We start from the raw sequence: 19,017 nt of genomic DNA, 5'->3' as shown, positions 1-19,017 counted from the left end.
TATTCTTTATATTATTTTTCTAGCCAAGAAGTAGCAGTTTGAGACAAGACGGCATCAAGTCCTTCAATATTTTCACGACCAATAGTTCGTAACCATTCACGTGCTGCTTCTTCTCCTTGTTCAATGTAAACTGGCACAACACCTGCCCATGTTGCACGACCGCAGAGAACACCATTAAATTTAGCACCTGCTTCATGTGCAAACACTAGAGTATCTTGGAAGAGTTTTGCAGAGACACCTGCACTTAGATAAATGTATGGCAAATGAGTTGATGCTTCTTGTTGACGGAAATGTTCGGCTGCTTCATCTTTTGTATAAACGACTTCCCCTGTTCCAAAGCCTTCTACAAAATTCATGTTCACAGGTACTTCTACCTTGAGAACATCTACTCCAAAGCGTTCGTTAGAAAATACTTTCATGGCTTCATTTACTTTTCTAGGTTTAACTTTAGCAAACTCAACGCTAGCATTGTCATCAATCGTCTCATCGTAGCTCAAAATTTCCAAGAAGAATGGCAAACCTTCTGCCTGGCATTCTGAACCTAAGCGTTCGATATAAGCATGTTTTTGAAGATTAACGTATGGATCACCATCAACGTCATAGTAAAGTAGAAACTTAATGGCATCAGCCCCCTCTTCTTTTAATCGTTTTACAGACCACTCTACTAGGCAATCTGGCAAACGACTGGTAGAGCTGGTGTCATAGCCAGTTTTTTCATAAGCCAAAAGTAAGCCACATTGTTCATCGCGGGCGCGTGAAGCTGGCAAACCAAACTCTGGATCTAAAAGAATAGAAGAAGAAAACTGTGTTAGTTCTTCAGAAACTAGAGTTTTTAGCTCTTCCATCTGCTCCACAGTAGGTTCTTCTGCCTGATGTTTTGCCATCATTTTTTTCAAGGCTCCACGTTGGTCGAAGGCAAGAGCTGAAATAACTCCTGCTTCATTGCTTACTTTTTCCATATACTTTCTTTTTTCTGCTGTTAATACCATCTTAAACCTCCTCGACTTCGATTTGAGAATACAATACTTCTGAATGTACTAAATTAACATAACCTGTCTGTTCCTCCTGGGCATTTAGCATGCCCAAAACATTAGCATTTTTTAATAATTCTGCTTCAGGTAAAGCATGTACCAAACCTGCTGCAATACCTGCAACGGTTGAATCACCCGAACCTACTGGATTGACGACATTTATTTTTGGAATTTTAACACGATAGAACTTGTCATTGTGCTTGGCAAAAGCCCCCTTTGCCCCCAAGGATACGACTATCCATTCAATTCCTTGGAATAATTGACCAGATAGAACTACTTTCAATTCTTGAATATCATCTGTGACATTTTTGCCAATTAACTGTGATAACTCTTCTGTATTCGGTTTAATAACTGTCGGCTTCTGCTGGCTTTCTAAAACGTTTTTCAGTGCCTCACCAGAACAATCCAGAACAACAGCTACACCATATTTTTTACAAAGTTCAATTACCTTAACATAGTAGTTGCTAGCAAGTCCTTTGGGCAGGCTTCCTGAAATAGCAACAACATCTACATTGTTCAGGATGATTTCAAGGTGTTCTATAAAATTCAAGGCTTCATGTTCTTGAATAGTTGGTCCTTGTTCTAAAATCTCCGTCTGTTTGCCATCATGAAGAACCGCAATGCAATTACGTGTTTCATTCCCAATCTCCACAAAGGAGTTTTTTATATCATTTCGAGTTAGTTGTTTCTTCACATAGCTTCCAATCTCACCGCCAATAAAGCCCGTTGCTACAACATCTTCACCGATTTGTTTCAAAACCCGTGTCACATTGAGTCCCTTGCCACCAGCTGTTTTTTGAACTTTTTCTACTCGATTGACAGTATCCAAATGAAAGGTATCTAATTGATAGGCGATATCAACTGACGGATTTAAAGTGATCGTCAAAATCATGTGAGCCTCCTAGTCGTGGTATTCTCCACGATCCCACTTTTCAAGAAATTCAGTAAAGAACTCTGGATTAGCTTGCTCTTGATTGAGCGTCTCAACTGCAGCAATCTTTTCGATCAAACGTTTGTTTTCTTCAGTTGGTTTGTATTCTGCGTTAATGAAGGCTTCGATGATGTCGCAAATTAATAGTTCACCTGTAATCTTTGCACCAAAACCAATGACGTTGGCATTTAACTCTTCCTTCGCGTAAAGTGCGGAGGTCATATCACGAACCAAGGCTGATCGAACACCAGGAACCTTGTTTACAGCATTATTGATTCCAACACCTGTTCCACAAATACAAATTCCCAAATCTGCTTGTCCGCTTGCAACAGCTTCACCAACTTTTTTACCAAAGATTGGGTAATGAGTACGGACATTATCATAAGTCCCAAAGTCCAACACTTCATATCCTTGATTTTTCAAATAATCTACCACAGCGATTTTTTCATAGGTTACAATATGGTCACAACCGATTGCAATTTTCATCTCTTATTCTCCTTTTCTTACAACAATTAGCACATTTTATTTAGCATATCGACACGAATTTGGTGACGGCCACCATCATACTCACCTTCAACAAATCCTTTAACGATATTTTTAGCAATTCCTTCTCCTACAATCTCACTACCGATTGTAATAATACGCGAATTGTTGTGTCCTCTTGTCATATAGGCAGAACGTTCGTCTGAAACTTCTGCAGCGATCATGCCTTTGACTTTAGTTGCGGTCATAAATGGACCAACACCATAAGCATCAATCACAATACCAAGATTTCCTTCCTCTTGATTGACTGCTGCAACTACCGCCAAAGTTGTATCAACAAAATCACTTCCATCACTGACATCTTTAAAGTCATATGATTTCTCTAGCAAATAATCTTTAATAACGTCTTTTAGTTTTGAGCCCGCTGGATCAGCACCGATAATGATTGTCATAACCTATCTCCTAACAAAAATAGTAAGTTGTAGCCATATGTGGCAGAAAATCTTTGTTTTGCAAAACTTAGAAAAAGCGCTTTCGCTTTTTATGTTTAAATTATACAACCAAATAAACATAAAGTCAACATATTTTGTTTTATTTTTGTTTATTTTTTTCGTATGAAAACAAAAAACCAACATTTTGCTGTTGGTTTTGATACTTTATGATTTTGTTGAAATAATTTCAATATGGTTACTTAATAATTGGTAATTTTCATCCTTTGCATTCATATCTGTCACTAGAGCAGTTACATCATTTAAATCACAAAAGGAAGTAAAATCATCTATTCCAATTTTCGAGGCATCTAGCAGTAGATATTTTTCTAAAGAATGTTTAATGGCAATATTTTGCGTATAGGCTTCGGCTAGGGTAGAGGTCATGACATCAGTTCCCTTAAGTCCGTTACCTGAAAAGAAAATCTTGCTAAATCGCATTTTTTCTAAACTTGTATTGGTAATTTCTCCTACAAAAGATTCTGTCACTTGGCGATATTCTCCCCCCAGGAGAAAGACTTGAAAATCCTCTGTCTTCTTTTGTGATAAGATGGTAAAAACAGGCATACAATTTGTGACGACAGTGAGGCGAGGATTTTTAATGGCTTCAGCTAGAAAGGCCACTGTTGTTCCTGGACCTAAAAATACCGTGTCTCCATCTTCTATCAGTTGTGCAGCTCTTTCTGCTATCTCTTGCTTTGCTTCCTTATTTTGAATGTGTTTCTCAGAATGAGAATATTCACGATATTGAAAAGCCTTATTACTTCTAGCCCCGCCGTGTATTTTAGTTAAGACCCCTTGCTCTTCCAACTCTATAAAATCACGTCGAACAGTCATATCAGTAACATTTAGCAATTCCACAATCTCAGAGATTCGAACCGTACCTTTTTTATTTACCAATCGTGTAATTTCTTCTAGTCGTTCTCGTTTATTCATGTTTAATCCTTTGTTGTTTTTTTACATTATATCAAAAATCAACAAGAAGATGTTGGAATTTTGAACATTTGTTTATATGATGATTGCAACTTTATTATGCGAGCAATCTTCGCGAGCAGGTTTTGCGCGGTTCGCAAAACATCGGTTCGTTAGAACCGACTGCAAGGAAAAAAGAAAGCATCAAGCTTTCTTTTTGGGGTGCAAGCCTACGTGTTTAGCGATGAGTAACGATAGTTTACTCACGCTAAACACGTATCTCATCAAAAATGAGATTATCTCAATAATAACATCAGTAGAATAAATAAAAATAGGCAGAAAATATCGAAATCTCCTGCCCTTTACTTATTCCACAGACTTTAAGTCCATATACACAAGCTACCTACAAAGCAGCATTGGCCAAAGTTCTCGGAGTTTCCTCAACTAATTTCATCGCTACACAACCACGTACACGTGCAAATCGCATGAACAATCGTGTATTACATATAGACTATCGTTTATCCAACAAAAATAACGACTACTGGCATAAAGTAGTTGTCGCAACAGGCTTACGTAAAAGTGAACTGATCCATGTCACTGGTGATGCTATGCAACGTGGCCGTGATGGTCGTTGGTATTTAAATTTAGACGGCCGTAAACATCACACAAAAGGACGCAGAGATCGCTGGTCTCCAATCATGGCTACTAGTCAAGAGGAGGAAGAGTGGTTAGTCGCTATTTTCCAACGAGCAGGAGAAAAGAGAGTGTTTCATGTTCCCAAAGATTTAAGTCTCGACGATTTTGATGGAAAGAAAGTTCCCACTGCATTAAAGCCACATAAGTATCGTGCTGAGTATACAGAGCGTGTTTATCGCAGTGTAGCACGCGAAATTTCCAAGATTAGAAATCGTAAAGAAGTTATCCATCTGCGTAAAGAGTTAGTTGGCATCTCACTCGACAGAAAAGCTTGTAAAATTGTGACAAAGGCTCTGGGACACAATAGACCAGAGGAATTTCCTCGTTCCTACGCTTATATTTTATTGAAACGCTAGGTAACATTGCACATTTTTCAAAAATCTATCCTCAATTCATTACACATGTGGCATAACACTTGTATCTAGAAAATGAAAGGAATTCTATATGTTACCTCAAAATAATTCTCCTCTTCTGTTAAATAGACAACAAGCAGCGGAACTACTTGGAATAGATCCTAAATCATTTGATAAGTACATCAGAAGCCACCCAGACTTTCAATACTTTATGGTGGGAAAACAAGAGCGCTATTTGAAGTCAAAACTGATTAAATTTATTGAAAGCCACTGCGATTGACGGATAATGATTGATAAAATTAGATTTTTCATATATCCTATATGTGACTAGTCTATTTTATCAATCATTTTTTATAGAAAGGCTGATAAAATGGCAACAATAACAAAACGTGGTAACTCTTACCGTGCAACTGTATCACTTTATAAGAAAGGAGAATATAAACGAGAAACCAAAACCTTTAGCAACAGAAAGATGCTGAGCTTTGGACATTAGAAATGGAACTTAAAAAAGGTCGTGGCAAGAACATTGCCGAACGATCCACCCTATTTCCTGATTTTTATAGAAATTGGGTCCATACGGTCAAGAAAAATGACGTTCGCGAAGCCACCTTTATAAACTATAAACGAACTCTCGTAGTAGTTGATGACCTTTTGGATGGTATTCAACTTAAACACCTTGACGATCTCGTCATGCAAAAGAAATCGACCAATATGCTGAAACCCACTCTAAAAAAAACAGTAAAAGAACTTGTTCTTAAAATCCGTGGTTCATTGAAATATGCGTATGCTCGTGGTTTGATTAGCAATGACTTTGGTCGTCTTTTAAAAGCAAAAGGGCAAGAACAAGCTAAACGAAATATTCCACTATCTATCACAGAATTTAAAAAACTCAGACAATACTGCCTAAGTCATACTGAGGATGAATTTAATGTTCTTGTTGTTCTCGCCCTTGAGACAGGAGCAAGACGTGGAGAACTTTTAGGAATTAAAAAAGAAGATATTTTTGAATATGGTATCAAAATTCTTCGATCAATTAGTCCAACTAATGACGATACCCAGCTTAAAACCAAACATTCTAAGCGTGATATTTCCATCAACGAAGATGTTTATCAAGCTGTGACAAAACTTGCACAAACAAAAGAAGGCTATATCTTTGATTGGAATGGATTCAAGCAAGCTGGTCAACTTCAAAAGCCGTTAAAACAGTTGGGATTAACAGAAACGACATTTCATGGACTTCGTGACACGCATGCCTCATTTCTCTTTTCAAAAGATATTAGCCTAGACTATATTTCTCGTCGTCTAGGTCATAACTCAATCTTAACAACACAACAGTATTATCTAGAATTGATGCCTGAAAAAAGACACCAGCAAGATGCTGATGCCTTAAATTTATTGAACTCATTAAGCGAGTAAACATTTGAACCAATTTGAACCAAAAAGTCGGCACAAATGTTGTCCACATAACGTTTGGATTAACGTTTAGAGAACTGGCTAGCTTTACGTGCTTTCTTAAGACCTGGTTGGAGCATTGTTTATTTCAACTAATTTTAAAAGCTTTTAATATCAACGTTTTCACAGGTTTTCAAAACTTAAAATTTCATCCAATTTCAACTAATTTCATCAAAATAAGGTAAATTTTCAATCAAAATATGCAAAATCGAACCAGAAAATACAAAAGTTTACCTTACTATAAAATCCAAATTGAAATTAAGAAAATAATATTTTTCACTGTTTAATAAAGTTCAAAAAATGAAATGCAGATATTTTTTACCTGTATTTTATTTTACAAATTTTTTCTTCGGGTATCCAAAAGATTTAATAATATCTGTAATTCACTTGTAGTCTTCGGGTATTTCGATAACAACTCTCTTTCATCTTCAAGAAATTTTATCGCCTCATCTATCCTGTTATTATTTAACAATTCTTCTGTATGCGCAAAGACTTTCCTAAAAAGAATTATATCGTCATCTGATGTATCGTTTTGTATTGATTTTCTTATTCTACGGATACAGGCCTCAATATTATTTCCCATATAAGCTTCCTCCTCCCTATATCTCTATACTATCCTTACAGGAACATGATGCAAGTTCATCTCACCTTCTCCAAATATTAACTTTATATTAAGTCTAGTAGGATTCATATCATTATCTAGTACCCCGACAATCTCAACATCTATCAGTGGCTTAAACTGACCTTCTTGAATTGAATTTTTAAAATTTTGATTCTGAACAATTAGATTTCTAGTTTCATTCAATGGAATTGCTCCCCAACACTTAACTGGCTTAGCTCTCTGTACAATCATTCTAGGTATGTATTCAGGTACAAATTGGTCATCGGATATATGCAATCCTCCATTATCTATAAAAGATTGATACAAATCTTCAAACAGTTTGCTTCTCGTACGTGCATACTTACACTTAAAACCGATGATACTTTCAATTTCTTGAGCTATGTCATCAATATGTTCGTTAATAAAATTTATAATTTCTTGATTCTCTGGTGTATCAGGTCTTACCTCGTAAATCCTTTGCCAGTTATTATCATTCCCTTCATAATTTACACAGTTAAATTTTGATTCTTCATCAAAATCTAATCCATCAATTTCACTTCGTGTGTGAGCTGCATATATTCTTCTTGCTCTGTTTTGTGTTGGATTATTTTTCCCACCGACGATTTGAACAGAAGAGCCACAACTTGGACACAACGCATACTTTTTCCCGTTTTGATAATATGGATAGCTCTTATTCGTTCTATCCTCAAAATTATCAATATTAAATGGAACACCTGTCTTTAACTTTATATATTTCATTAGTCAGTATCCTTCGCTTTATACATATGCTCTTGTTGTATTGAAAAATTTTATGAGAATCATTTAAGTTAATTCTTCTTTTACCGAAGCAATCCGATTGGTATGACACCTATGAAAACGTGTATTAATCCATACCATTCCACACTCTAACATAATCAACAATTTGTTTTATACGTTCCTCCAAATCTAGAATTTTAAAATCAGTCTCATCCATATATTTCACCAATTTAATTGACTCTGTTACTTTATTTCGTACATAAAAAGTACCTAATTTTTTATTTGACGAGGCAACATCTAGAAAATCATCAATTTTTTCATACTGCCCAATTTGTTTATCTACTTTATATACTTCTTTTATCAATCTTTGCGATAAATAATTTTCTATCTCTTTACCTTGCGTTACCCAAACCAAAGAATTATTTTCTTCAAATTCTTTCTTAATTCTAGCTTTTGAACGATTAATTCTTTTTTTAGAGTCTGTTTTATCACTATCTATAACAATTATTGAATGTCTATTAGCTCTAAAAAGTTGTATCATTTCGTTTTCCTCACCTATCTTTCCAGTTAAATGAGAAAGTAATCGACCGCCGTAAAACAAAATTTGATAATGTAGATTTTCTTTTATTTCGCCTTTAGAGTAAAGTTCAATCCACTTATTCAAATAAATTCTATCTGATGGACCCTCTACCCAAATAATAGCATTGGATTGTAGTAAATCACTTGCTCTAACTCCTAAGTTCATTAAAATATCTTCATTTTCTATAAATGATAGCGCTGAATTCGTTACTACTCCTTCGGTTTCTTTTTTTATATGAGTAATTGTTACATTATGTCTCCCACTAAACATATTTAAAGGAACATTAGAATGGGTTGTTAAAAATATATGAGTATTATTATTAATAGACCATTGATATAAAAATTCAAAAAGATTTCTTTGAATTGTTGGGTGTAAATTGTTTTCTAATTCTTCAAAAACGAATACGAATTCATCAACCTTAGACTCATTCCCGTTTACTCTTACCCCTCTTTCTCTGACCTCTAACAATAACTTTATTAGTACCAATAGTACCGTCCTTAGCCCACTTCCTGAGCTAGATATTGGTATTTTCCCATTTTCATTCAAAAGCATTATTTCCCATATTGTCACATCATTCTCAGTTGACTCAATTTCTTGACACATAATTCTTTCAAATTGATTTTCAGGTCGCATTATCAGATTAAGGGCATCCAACATTTCTATCTCAACTATCTCATTAGGAAGACTTCCAACATTCAAATATTGTCTTAATAAATTGGTTGCACCTTGCCCATCCTCTTTGACAATTTTATTACTACTCTGAAGTTCAGGTACAAGATTTCTGTCAGCTGACAATTTTATTATTTTTTGGTGTTGTAGTTTAGATAAATAATTCGCTCCTAATCCAACAAATTGTTCAACATTTTGACATTTTTGCAACAGCACAGTTGAAGCACTCTCAATCTTCGCCAAGCTAATCTGTTCCTCTCCCACAATCTTAATAGGCGAATAGTTAAATGTTACCTTTTTCCCAATAAATTGACTTCCGAATTCATAATAGTTTCCTCCAATGTAACCTCCAGAGATATTTGATGAAAATACTCGTCTTATATCATCTTCTGTCGGAACAAATGTAAACTGTATTCTAGTTTGACTTGTTAGCCCCACCTGACGCTCTTCTTTGTTTACCAATATATCAAAAGTTTGTAGGAGTGTAGATTTTCCAATATTGTTTTGACCAACCAAAATATTAAAATTACTTATTGTATCAAATCCAGCCATTTGATGATTAATATTCTTAAAACTTGATATTTTAACTTCTTTTAGTTGCCACATGATTAGCCTCACTTCAATATTATTTTTTATGAGTTTCACTACTTACTTCAATTCAATATCCAATATCTTATTAAAAATTTCAAGATACTTTTCTTCATCATCCACTAATGACAATTTAGCAATTAATTTAGCTACCTCATTGTCACTATCCGTAAATGCAAAGAACGTTTGATAATCTAACTCTAAGGCTTCAATTAGCTTATTTAGAGTTTCCAATTTAATATTAGAATTTTGTCCTCTTTCAATTCGACCAAGAGCATTGACATCCATCCCCGCCTTATCAGCTAACATCTCTTGAGTTAGTTGCTTTTTTATCCTCAATTCATAGATTCGGTTAGATACACTTTTTCCTAATGACATAGCACTGCTCCCTTTTCTAATTCTATACACTAAGACTATGACTTATTAGAAATTATTTGTAGGTTTTTAGTGTATTTTTTTATCAAAAAACAATACTCAAGATATGTTTTTATGGTAAAATAAAAGATAGCTAAGTATTATTTTTGAAAATAATAATACTTAAAATACTAAAGGAGACTTTTCAAAATGAAAAAGCGAAACAAATATCTATTAATAGGTGTAACCTTTTTAGCCTCGACAACAATTCTCTTAGCCTGTTCAAATACCAGCAAACCTTCCACAACTACTTCTCACTCTCAAGAGAAAACTTCTTCTGAAAAAACAAAAGAAGTCAGTATCGGAAACTATATAAATCAATCCAAAAAAGCTCCCCAGCTCTGGTATGAAATCGACGGAGAAAAAGTTATCAAGGGAGTATACGCCTTTGAAGATAATCAAGTAACTTATTATGATACTTCTTATGAAGCTACTACAAATACTGAAACAACCATTTCTTCTGCACAATTTAAAGCTGACTATGTTGGAAAAAATGTTTACTCGGCTGGTGGAAATGTTCAAAGTTTCTTTGATAGCTTTGATGGAAAAGATACGGCAGAAAAAATTTCTGAAGAAATGCTAACTGATATTATCAAGAAATACGATACCGAAGATGGTAATACTGATGGAATAATTGATGTTACGATTCCAGATACACTTACTCTTGAAAGCATTTCAACTTTATCAGATGATGAAATTATTGAACAAGCTAAAGCATTTGAAAAGGCTAGTACCCATAAACAAATTATTTTTGAAAAAGTATCACTTGCGCTTAGACAATTGGTTGATGGAAAAGATACTACTTCAGCAATAGACAAGTTGACAGAAATTGAAAACCAATATAACCAAAAGGTAGCTTCAGATTATCAATTAAAAATTTTACCTGATGAGGACTTAGCGGAAACACTAGAGGAAACTCTAACAATTCCTATCAAAAAACTTAGCTATGATAATGTTATTGATTATACATATATTATTAAGGAAGGATCTTTCTCTGCACATTTAGCCTATTCTCAATTTGCTTCAGAATCAGTAGATGATGTGAAATATATTGGCTTCCCATCATTTGTCACAAAGCAAAAAGACGACGAAAATGTGACTCTAGTTTATGACACCTACGATTTGAGACCTGACAATGTTCAAGTAACTTCAGATAGCTTTGACGATGAAGAATAATTTTGAGGAGAAAATAATGAAAAAATTTAAAGCACTTTTATTGACACTTATAGCCGTATTGTTCCTTACTGCATGTTCTGCTAGTAACCAAAGCTTGGATGGAACATATACTTATGAAGAAGACGGGAGTAGCATGACGATTATAATTGACGGTCAAGATGGTTCACTTAGTATTGAAGCAGGCGATGGCTCAGGTTCCCTTTTGGGAGTAGACAACATTAGTACAGATTTTACTGTGGACAAAGAGAATAAAACATTTAACGTGGAAGGAGAAGAGCTTGAATATTCTCTTTCAGGAAACACTTTGACTGTAAGTGGAGATGGCTTCGGAACTGTTAAATTGAAGAGAGAATAACATAAAATATACAATTATAAGAGAAATCAAAAAGACAAACCTACAAGATTAAGTTTGTCTTTAGTCTGAACCCCTCTGATTTTTAGAGGGGTTTTCTTGTTCTCCAAATAATATTGAAGTCAATATAATTAAAGAATCATTTAACATCTGTCTAAGGATGAACGAATATGAACCGTACTTATCTTCATTAAGAATGTCTACACATATTTGAAAAATCTCCTCATCTAACAGTGCTGGAAATTTTTTTGTAAATTCCAAAATATTATAGTCCGTTTCTATTTTCAAACTAGGATATCCCTCTCTCTGCCAACTCATTAGACTATCTTTTCGAGCATATTCATCAAGTTCATTAAGTAGTCTTCTAGCATATTCACTCTTTAGAACATCATCAGGAACTATCTCTACCCTATTTTGAAAATAACTGACTCTTTCTCTCAAATCGCAAGGAATATATGTAATATCTCTAGCAAAATCCTCAAGGAAACCATAGGCATAGTTTTTCATACGCTTCAATGGAAACTCACTCCTCTTGGTAAACCGTTCCATTGATTCTATAATATTTGTCATCTCATTTATTAAACTTGGCTTTATAAAATCGGGCTTCATAAATTGAACGCTCTTCCCGTCGTATCCACCACTATTATTGAAAGCTTTTTGCTCTTTTATTACTTCATGCCCTAATTGATTAGCTTCATAATACGCAAAGAATGGTAATAAGACATTATAAAGGAGTTCTTCCGCTCTCTGCTGATTTTCTTCTGTAATATCAAAAAAGACTACTCCATCTTTTGAAATCCGCCTTTCTGATATATGCAATGACTTCAGAATACGGTCTAGAGAACTTTTATGAGGAGTATTTGTTCCTTTTAGCCAGCTAGCAACTGTCCTTTTTTCTTTTTTTATCATCTTTGCTAATTGTTCTATCGTAACTCCCTGTTCATCAAGTACAGCTTTTAATTTTTGATAATCAAAATTTTTACTTTCCATACTCCTATTATACACCAGATACATGAAATTTCATTATTGAAATTTCATTTAAATTTCCTCTTCCCTGATATGACAGGCTTTTTTCCTTCCCAAATCTATTTATGAATACACTAAAATAGAATCATAAATAAAATATATTAGTCCTAGTTGATGCGCATCAAATGGACGGATTGAAACAAATATGAAGACTCGGACAATAACAGTCCAGTCTTGCATATATCTGTTTATCCGTTTTTTGGTGTGCTTTTTTATGCAACTATCGGTAGCAGTATATCATAAAAGTTTCTTTCCGTCTGAGGACTGGAAAGGACATCTAATGTTAAAAGCTAAAGTTAAAACTCTATATTGTGAACTGCTCGGTGAAGCTATTAAGCAACAATTACTTGAACAAGAAATCCCTCAAAACGAAGTGTCTTACTATTTTGATGATGACATCCGATTGATTTCTGCCCCTGCAATTAGCCAAATCCTAAAGGGGAAACGTAACATCACCTTAGATACTGTGGATGCCCTGCAAGAAACACTAGGGCTAACCAATGTAAAAAGCGTCTTCTTCCCTAATGTTTACTTCTGTGAGTTACTCATTAGCCAATTGACAGAGCTAATTCTTACTGGTGGTTCTAGCTCTACAAAGCAACTCTTTCAAGCAAAAGAGAATGACATTCAACAGAATCTCTCAACTTTGACAACTGCCTTATATGATTATTTCCCTGATTTTCCTGAAGAAGAAACATCCTATCAAATCGCTGAAAGCTTAGCTGAATGGTTAATTGAATTTGTCGCCCTTGTAGCACATCTTTGACTTCTATACTTTCAAAAAACTTGAAAGTGTGACTAAATAAAATAATTTAGAATATAAGTGTAGTTAGCTAACACGGTCATACTCAAGACCTAAAATGAGATTAGTAACAAGAAAATTAGAAAGTAGGTATAATTCTATGAAAACTCGTAATCGTAAAGGTGGCTATTCAAGCAATACTGCAAATGAATACATTGACCCAAAACAGGCTATTGTCTGCTTGAGTACAGAACTTGAACCTCAAACCAAGTTTGAAGAAGGTCAACCAACAGGAGAGATTATAGCACACAAAGCTTGGTTCTCACAAAAGGGATTACCACCTTTCCAAGTTAAATTTGAATCCAAGGTAACTCTTCCAGCTTACATGGCAATGATTGAATTTGAAAATCTTCAAGCCTGTGAAGTCGGCTTCAATGTTTACTTCAAAGCTGACGGTCTAAAGGAGGTCAAATAATGGCAACGAAAGCAGACACCGTCCTGCAATCTTACTTGCTCCAGAGCCTAAATATGGCTCTTGGGGCTCTGATGCAGGGGGAGACGAGCTATACTAATAGCTTCAATATCGTTATTCAAGAGGATGGCTTCATCTTCATCCCTAGGCTTCCTTGTGCCTATATCCTAGATGATGAACTCTATAACAAAATCTTCTTGATAGCTAGCGCATCTCTATACCCTCGCTACACACTTCTGAGACAGAATGCCACATACTTTGTCCCTCTAAAAACAGATGACATCCATGTTCAACGCGGACTCTTCTTTCCATGGATAAAAGGTGTCTCTGAGCGTCTCATCATCTCAGATTTAGATGATTTCGCAAAATCGCTTAAAAACAACGCCCTTCCAATCATGAAAAATCTAATCATCGATTATAACAAAGTTACTCATATCGCTATTGCTGGAAACTCAGGTTCTGGAAAATCTTATGTACTTACCTATTTTTTGAGTTTATTGAAAAACTTTTCAGAGCTCATTATAGTTGATCCAAAGGGTGATTTGCCTACAAGATTTGCTCGTAAAAATGGGATTGCTGTTATTTATCCACAAGAAAATCGCTCAAAATCAGACTTTGTTTCTGAAATCAATGAAAGTCTTAGCACTTGTGTAAATCTTATTCAACAGCGACAGGAGATTCTCCTTAATAATCCTAACCATCAATTCGACCACTTGACCATCGTTATCGATGAAGTACTAGCACTCTCTGAAGGCGTAAACAAGACCATCAAAGAATCATTTTTCTCCCTCATTTCTACCATAGCTCTTCTCGGCCGTTCTTCCAAAGTCCACTTATTGCTCGTGAGTCAGCGGTTTGACCATAATACGATACCCGTTTCTGTTCGTGAGCAGTTAAATGTTCTAATCCAAGTCGGTAATATCAATAAAAAAAGTACGCAATTTCTCTTCCCCGACCTCAATCCCGAAGGTATCGTCATTCCAATTGGACACGGTACTGGTTTGATTCAGGTAATTGATAATGAACACCCTTACCAAGTTCTTCCGTTACTTTGCCCTACATACTACACCAAGAAAGGTATTTTATGACATGAAAAAGAGTTTTTTTCAAAAGACTTACAATCTGAATATCAATCTCATCATCCTGATTTTACTCTTACTTCTTCTCAAATTTGCACTTCTACTTCTAGAAAATCAGCTTGGAAATATTGAGATAGAAAGTCTACAGAGTTCTATAAGTTTTGTACAAGATAAATTAAATTTTATAGCATATTTTGTCCAATCATTAACTCTGACCCTAACATCAATTTTGGTGCTGTCGATTTGCACAGAACTATTTCAACGCTTCACAAAGGATTCTATTTTGAACTATTTTAAATCCATCTATCAAACAATTCGATTAAGACAGTTTTTGAAACAAGATGAAATGTCGGAATCAATTAACTCTATTGATAATCAGACAACTGTTACAAAGTTCAATCCGATTCTTAAAAACTTCAATCACGCTATCTCTAGCTGTACCGTAGATATTCGGCGAGATACCTTGTCAGTCTTTATCAAATATCCCAGAACCCAACAAGCTCAAAAACTTTTACGAGATATGGAAGGGCATGTTAAAGAAGAAATCTCTGGACAAAATCCTGACTATTATTTCTCTTCTTCAATCAGAGAAGGAAATAAACTCTGGTACATAGGCACAAGACGATAAAAGAAGAAGCAGTGCTTGGCTCACGTAGTGAAAGCCAAAAGCTCTGATTCTTCAAGGTATCTAATCACGCGATGTAATGGGGGCTACTACGACCCCCCATTACATCAATAATCAATAATCAAAATTTTGAGATAAAAATACCAGAAACATCACTAAATTCTCCCTTATAGATAAGAATATAGAAAAGAGGTAACAGCCTGTGGTAAAAGAAAAACGCTCTAACAAATGGGCATTCCTGATTTATCAGGATAGTGTTCCTGACAACTATTTGGACATACTCGAAGAACTACACATCCCCTTTATACTCAGCCCATGGCATAACAGAGATGTCAACAAAAAAACAGGAGAGTGCAAAAAAACACATAAACATGGTGCTCTCTTTTTTGAATCACTCAAAAGCTACAGCCAAGTATCTGAGCTACTTACTGAAAAATTAAATACCCCTGCTCATGTCGAGGTTATTATGTCTCCTAAAGGTATGTACGACTATTTTATTCATGCGGAAAATCCTGAAAAAACGCTCTATAATATTGAAGATATTGAATCAGGATGCGGCTTTGAATTGGATAAATTCTTACGTAGCAATAACAACGATGAATTTCTCTCAACTGTCATTGACATTATTGAGGATTATAACTTTACTGAGTTCAATAACCTTGTTAAATATGCGCGGGATGAAGACCCAGTGCTCCTAGCACTCATTATAGATAAGACTTATTTCTTTGCCAAATATCTTGATTCACGGCGACATTCTGGATTCGGGAAACAGGAGGTCTAAAATGCAAGTTATCTTACCTGATGAACAAATTCATCAAATTCAAACACTACTATCCAATCTTATTCAAAAAGAAATTGAGCAACAGTTAGTACAAAATGGTCTTAACAACCTCTATCTAAACAAGAAACAAGCATGCAACTATTTAGGTATTTCTAACAATACACTTGATTCTTGGATTCAACAGGGGCTTCCATCTATTAAAATAGGAAAAACAGTTCGTTTCAGCAAACAAGCCATCGACTCATGGCTACTTTCACAAAACTAGAAATATCCACATTTTTGTTTTATAATGGTCATGATATTTTCTGGTTCGACATAAAGGAGAATATCATGACTATCACTAAGACAAAAAATGGAACATATCGCTTAAAAGTGTATATTCCAACGGAAGCACGGATGCCACTTGGTATCGTCAATAATAACTATTTTGATAAACGCTTCAAGACCAGAAAGGAGGCACGGCAAGCAGAGATAGACCTTTTAACAAAAATCAATCAGATTGAGAACAACGAGTTTACAGGGATAGGTAAGGGAGACATTCTATTCAAAGATTTCTACGAATCTATCTGGTGGAAAGCCTACAAAGCAGGACAGACTACTTCAACAACTAAACCACCTAGCAAATCAACGGTAGCTAATACAAAAACTTGTTTCAGAAAACATATTTTACCTATGTTAGGTAATTATACTATTCAATTTCTCAATCAGAACAAGCAGGTTATTCTAAATTTAATGACAGCAAAAGCCAGTGAATATGCAAACTTCAAAACTTTACGAAGCTATGTCATATCCATCTTTGATTGGGCAGAAGAATTAGAGTACATAGAATCAAATAAAATCGCTAAAACCTTACGTCGTATCAAATCAACTAAGAAAATCCAGTTGGCAGAAGCTAGGCGAGATGAAGACCTCTACCTAACACATGAGCAGTTACAGGAATGGTTCTCAGCCTTCCAAGATGATTTGGCTAGCGGAAAAATTTCACTTAAGGACTACGTTCTATTTTATCTTACCTTCTTTTTAGGAGACCGAAAATCTGAATCTTATGCTTTGCAGTGGAAACACATTAATTTTGAAAAATCCCAAATTCAATTACTCCAAGCACTAGATAGGTATGGAGATGTGAAATCAACCAAAGGGAACAAGAAAACAATCTTTGCTATTTCAACCGACTTGCTTCAACTTCTCCAAGCTTGGAAAACACAACAAAAACAGGAACTTGCAAAGCTTGGAATCATTACTAATCCTGAACAGTTCGTCTTCACTTATATAGATACCAAAGGAAACGTAAATAAACCCCTGCACGCAGATTATCTAAACAATAAGATGCGAACAGTTAAAAATCGTCACTCACATCTGACACACGCTACACCTCATAAACTCCGACACACAGGGGCAACACTTGCCAGACAGGCGGGAATGAGTTTAGAAGCTATTTCAGAGGCTCTGACCCACAGCGATACAGCTACAACTCAAATTTATGTCAATACTTCAAATGTCATTCCCATGGCAGTCGGAGAATTTGCTTTAAACTCTCTGAAGCCATAAGGTAAAAATGAGGTAAATTTTGAGGTGAACTTTTCAAAAAAACACGAAAAAAGCACCCATGAGGTAAACTCTTGAGTGCTTTGAAACGTTGATATATCGCTGATAATTAACGTTTACTGAATTGTGAAGCTTTACGTGCTTTCTTAAGACCTGGTTTCTTACGTTCAACCATACGAGCGTCACGTGTAAGAAGGCCTGCGCGTTTCAATGAATCGCGGAAGTCTGGGTCTACTTGAAGCAATGCACGCGCGATACCGTGACGGATCGCACCTGATTGACCACCGTAACCACCACCGTTCACGTTAACGAAAACGTCGTATGAACCTTGTGTTGAAGTTACTGCGAATGGCTGGTTGATAACCAAACGAAGGTCAGCGTGTGGGATGTACTCTTCTACATCTTTTTTGTTTACTGTGATTTTACCAGTACCTGGGACCAAACGTACGCGTGCAACCGCGTTTTTACGACGACCAGTACCTGTGTATTGTGCTTGTGCCATTTAGATTACGTCCTTTCCCTTAGATAAGACCTGAAATATCAAGTACTTCTGGTTGTTGTGCAGCGTGAGTGTGCTCAGCACCTACAAACACTTTCAATTTCATGCCTTGTGCACGACCAAGTGTGTTGTGTGGAAGCATACCTTTAACTGATTTTTCAATCAAACGAACAGCGTTTTTAGAACGCAATTCACCAGCTGAGATTGATTTCAATCCGCCTGGGTGGTTTGAGTGAGTGTAGTAGATTTTATCAGTTGCTTTTTTACCAGTCAATTTCACTTTATCAGCGTTGATAACGATAACGAAGTCACCAGTATCAGTGTGAGGTGTGAAAGTTGGTTTGTTTTTACCGCGAAGAACGCTAGCAACTACTGCTGAAAGGCGTCCAAGAGGTACATCAGTAGCGTCTACTACATACCATTTACGTTCAACTTGGCCTGGTTTAGCCATAAATGTTGTTTTGTTCATGATTTCTCCTATACGAATCGTTTTTGTTTACTGGGCGGATGTTCCGGTCCGCGGGTATTTGGAAGGTTCCGGGGCCTTTCAAATGGGGTAAACAATACCGTCTACCATTTTATCAAATCTACTAGTCTCCGTCAAGCTATTTTACTTTACTTTTTTTATTTTTTGAAAGAAGTAAATTCCCAAAGTAAGTTCTAGTCTGTCTTAAAAACTGGAAACTAGAATGAGACAAAGAAATAAGGTAGAACTTACTATGGGACAAGTTGGTAACCGACAATGAAAAACAAACACTTAACTCTC

23 protein-coding genes and 1 pseudogene are annotated in these 19,017 nt (G+C 35.5%); 12 read left to right on the top strand and 12 right to left on the bottom strand.

Going from position 1 to position 19,017, the window contains the following annotated elements:
• Window positions 1-11 precede the first annotated feature (11 nt).
• The 5 genes from lacD to ODU39_RS06970 form a co-directional block, all read right to left on the bottom strand.
• Window positions 12-989, bottom strand: a complete 978-nt coding sequence (gene lacD / locus ODU39_RS06990; RefSeq protein ID WP_398580316.1) for a tagatose-bisphosphate aldolase — start codon at window positions 987-989, stop codon at window positions 12-14.
• 1 nt (window position 990) lies between these two features.
• Complete coding sequence (locus tag ODU39_RS06985) at window positions 991-1,923, bottom strand: tagatose-6-phosphate kinase (RefSeq protein ID WP_044759867.1); 933 nt, start codon at window positions 1,921-1,923, stop codon at window positions 991-993.
• A 9-nt stretch (window positions 1,924-1,932) separates the two neighbouring features.
• Entirely contained in the window at window positions 1,933-2,448 is a 516-nt protein-coding gene (gene lacB, locus ODU39_RS06980; RefSeq protein WP_044759869.1) for a galactose-6-phosphate isomerase subunit LacB, read from the bottom strand.
• Between the two features lie 26 nt (window positions 2,449-2,474).
• Entirely contained in the window at window positions 2,475-2,897 is a 423-nt protein-coding gene (gene lacA / locus ODU39_RS06975; RefSeq protein WP_018031056.1) for a galactose-6-phosphate isomerase subunit LacA, read from the bottom strand.
• A 204-nt stretch (window positions 2,898-3,101) separates the two neighbouring features.
• Entirely contained in the window at window positions 3,102-3,869 is a 768-nt protein-coding gene (locus ODU39_RS06970) for a DeoR/GlpR family DNA-binding transcription regulator (RefSeq protein WP_398580315.1), read from the bottom strand.
• Between the two features lie 461 nt (window positions 3,870-4,330).
• Here ODU39_RS06970 and ODU39_RS06965 point away from each other — a divergent pair, with 461 nt between their 5' ends.
• The 3 genes and pseudogenes from ODU39_RS06965 to ODU39_RS06955 all read left to right on the top strand — a co-directional run bounded on the left by ODU39_RS06965 (window position 4,331) and on the right by ODU39_RS06955 (window position 6,310).
• On the top strand, window positions 4,331-4,897 hold the full coding sequence (locus tag ODU39_RS06965) for a hypothetical protein (RefSeq protein WP_238599844.1): 567 nt from the start codon (window positions 4,331-4,333) through the stop codon (window positions 4,895-4,897).
• A gap of 88 nt (window positions 4,898-4,985) precedes the next feature.
• Window positions 4,986-5,174, top strand: a complete 189-nt coding sequence (locus ODU39_RS06960; RefSeq protein WP_044759875.1) for a helix-turn-helix domain-containing protein — start codon at window positions 4,986-4,988, stop codon at window positions 5,172-5,174.
• A 90-nt stretch (window positions 5,175-5,264) separates the two neighbouring features.
• A pseudogene (locus ODU39_RS06955) lies at window positions 5,265-6,310 on the top strand (site-specific integrase).
• Window positions 6,311-6,680: 370 nt separating this feature from the next.
• Here the strand turns inward: ODU39_RS06955 and ODU39_RS06950 are convergent.
• From ODU39_RS06950 to ODU39_RS06935, 4 genes are all read right to left on the bottom strand, one after another.
• Entirely contained in the window at window positions 6,681-6,929 is a 249-nt protein-coding gene (locus ODU39_RS06950; protein WP_174853627.1) for a hypothetical protein, read from the bottom strand.
• 24 nt (window positions 6,930-6,953) lie between these two features.
• Window positions 6,954-7,706, bottom strand: a complete 753-nt coding sequence (locus ODU39_RS06945; RefSeq protein WP_395409131.1) for a hypothetical protein — start codon at window positions 7,704-7,706, stop codon at window positions 6,954-6,956.
• Between the two features lie 124 nt (window positions 7,707-7,830).
• Window positions 7,831-9,558 (bottom strand): ATP-dependent nuclease, encoded by a 1,728-nt coding sequence (locus ODU39_RS06940; RefSeq protein ID WP_398580314.1) that lies wholly within the window; start codon window positions 9,556-9,558, stop codon window positions 7,831-7,833.
• A 42-nt stretch (window positions 9,559-9,600) separates the two neighbouring features.
• Window positions 9,601-9,918 carry a helix-turn-helix domain-containing protein gene (locus tag ODU39_RS06935; RefSeq protein ID WP_003032102.1) on the bottom strand — a complete coding sequence of 106 codons (318 nt, stop codon included), beginning with the start codon at window positions 9,916-9,918 and terminating at the stop codon, window positions 9,601-9,603.
• A gap of 186 nt (window positions 9,919-10,104) precedes the next feature.
• On the opposite strand from ODU39_RS06935, the gene ODU39_RS06930 reads away from it, so the two are divergent.
• Entirely contained in the window at window positions 10,105-11,130 is a 1,026-nt protein-coding gene (locus ODU39_RS06930) for a hypothetical protein (RefSeq protein ID WP_398580313.1), read from the top strand.
• A 16-nt stretch (window positions 11,131-11,146) separates the two neighbouring features.
• Complete coding sequence (locus ODU39_RS06925) at window positions 11,147-11,485, top strand: hypothetical protein (protein ID WP_013642674.1); 339 nt, start codon at window positions 11,147-11,149, stop codon at window positions 11,483-11,485.
• Window positions 11,486-11,545: 60 nt separating this feature from the next.
• Here ODU39_RS06925 and ODU39_RS06920 read toward each other — a convergent pair whose 3' ends face one another.
• Window positions 11,546-12,472, bottom strand: a complete 927-nt coding sequence (locus ODU39_RS06920) for a helix-turn-helix domain-containing protein (protein ID WP_398580312.1) — start codon at window positions 12,470-12,472, stop codon at window positions 11,546-11,548.
• A 316-nt stretch (window positions 12,473-12,788) separates the two neighbouring features.
• Between ODU39_RS06920 and ODU39_RS06915 the strand changes: the two genes are divergently transcribed.
• The 7 genes from ODU39_RS06915 (at window position 12,789) to xerC (ending at window position 17,755) form a co-directional block, all read left to right on the top strand.
• A complete protein-coding gene (locus tag ODU39_RS06915; RefSeq protein ID WP_398580311.1) occupies window positions 12,789-13,274 on the top strand; it encodes an XRE family transcriptional regulator in 486 nt (161 codons plus the stop codon).
• A gap of 136 nt (window positions 13,275-13,410) precedes the next feature.
• The gene (locus ODU39_RS06910; RefSeq protein WP_398580310.1) at window positions 13,411-13,725 is read left to right on the top strand and encodes a hypothetical protein; all 315 of its coding nucleotides are present in this window, start codon (window positions 13,411-13,413) and stop codon (window positions 13,723-13,725) included.
• Window positions 13,725-14,810 (top strand): helicase HerA domain-containing protein, encoded by a 1,086-nt coding sequence (locus ODU39_RS06905; protein ID WP_398580309.1) that lies wholly within the window; start codon window positions 13,725-13,727, stop codon window positions 14,808-14,810. Before ODU39_RS06910 ends, ODU39_RS06905 begins: the two co-directional genes overlap by 1 nt.
• A 1-nt stretch (window position 14,811) precedes the next feature.
• A complete protein-coding gene (locus ODU39_RS06900; RefSeq protein ID WP_043913564.1) occupies window positions 14,812-15,429 on the top strand; it encodes a hypothetical protein in 618 nt (205 codons plus the stop codon).
• Between the two features lie 199 nt (window positions 15,430-15,628).
• The gene (locus ODU39_RS06895; RefSeq protein ID WP_174853622.1) at window positions 15,629-16,207 is read left to right on the top strand and encodes a replication protein; all 579 of its coding nucleotides are present in this window, start codon (window positions 15,629-15,631) and stop codon (window positions 16,205-16,207) included.
• A 1-nt stretch (window position 16,208) separates the two neighbouring features.
• A complete protein-coding gene (locus ODU39_RS06890; RefSeq protein ID WP_174853621.1) occupies window positions 16,209-16,472 on the top strand; it encodes a helix-turn-helix domain-containing protein in 264 nt (87 codons plus the stop codon).
• 65 nt (window positions 16,473-16,537) lie between these two features.
• On the top strand, window positions 16,538-17,755 hold the full coding sequence (xerC, locus tag ODU39_RS06885) for a tyrosine recombinase XerC (protein ID WP_398580308.1): 1,218 nt from the start codon (window positions 16,538-16,540) through the stop codon (window positions 17,753-17,755).
• A gap of 106 nt (window positions 17,756-17,861) precedes the next feature.
• Here xerC and rpsI read toward each other — a convergent pair whose 3' ends face one another.
• Window positions 17,862-18,254: a 30S ribosomal protein S9 gene (rpsI, locus tag ODU39_RS06880; RefSeq protein ID WP_002942223.1), complete on the bottom strand. Its 393-nt coding sequence runs from the start codon at window positions 18,252-18,254 to the stop codon at window positions 17,862-17,864.
• A gap of 19 nt (window positions 18,255-18,273) precedes the next feature.
• Window positions 18,274-18,720: a 50S ribosomal protein L13 gene (gene rplM / locus ODU39_RS06875; protein ID WP_398580307.1), complete on the bottom strand. Its 447-nt coding sequence runs from the start codon at window positions 18,718-18,720 to the stop codon at window positions 18,274-18,276.
• Window positions 18,721-19,017: the final 297 nt, after the last annotated feature.

Source organism: Streptococcus sp. 2021WUSS126 (assembly GCF_044427255.1).
Taxonomy (GTDB): Bacteria; Bacillota; Bacilli; order Lactobacillales; family Streptococcaceae; genus Streptococcus; species Streptococcus hashimotonensis.
Note: the sequence above shows the minus strand (reverse complement) of the source record. Positions and strands in the feature narration are given on the sequence as shown.